Origin of the sequence: Streptomyces omiyaensis (assembly GCF_014650895.1) — a bacterium.
GTDB lineage: Bacteria > Actinomycetota > Actinomycetes > Streptomycetales > Streptomycetaceae > Streptomyces > Streptomyces omiyaensis.
Genome location: NZ_BMVV01000097.1, coordinates 1 through 517, shown reverse-complemented (window position 1 = coordinate 517; position 517 = coordinate 1). Strand labels below are relative to the sequence as shown.

Annotated in this window: 1 rRNA gene; it reads right to left on the bottom strand. The window is 56.3% G+C overall.

The annotated features are described in order from the left end of the window. Positions 1-517, bottom strand: a 23S ribosomal RNA gene (locus tag IE287_RS38165); the annotation flags it as partial.

Here is a 517-nt window from a genome sequence, read left to right as displayed (position 1 = left end):
CTGCAATGACACGACTTCGGCGGTACGCTTGAGCCCCGCTACATTGTCGGCGCGGAATCACTTGACCAGTGAGCTATTACGCACTCTTTCAAGGGTGGCTGCTTCTAAGCCAACCTCCTGGTTGTCTCTGCGACTCCACATCCTTTCCCACTTAGCGTACGCTTAGGGGCCTTAGTCGATGCTCTGGGCTGTTTCCCTCTCGACCATGGAGCTTATCCCCCACAGTCTCACTGCCGCGCTCTCACTTACCGGCATTCGGAGTTTGGCTAAGGTCAGTAACCCGGTAGGGCCCATCGCCTATCCAGTGCTCTACCTCCGGCAAGAAACACGCGACGCTGCACCTAAATGCATTTCGGGGAGAACCAGCTATCACGGAGTTTGATTGGCCTTTCACCCCTAACCACAGGTCATCCCCCAGGTTTTCAACCCTGGTGGGTTCGGTCCTCCACGAAGTCTTACCTCCGCTTCAACCTGCCCATGGCTAGATCACTCCGCTTCGGGTCTTGAGCGTGCTACT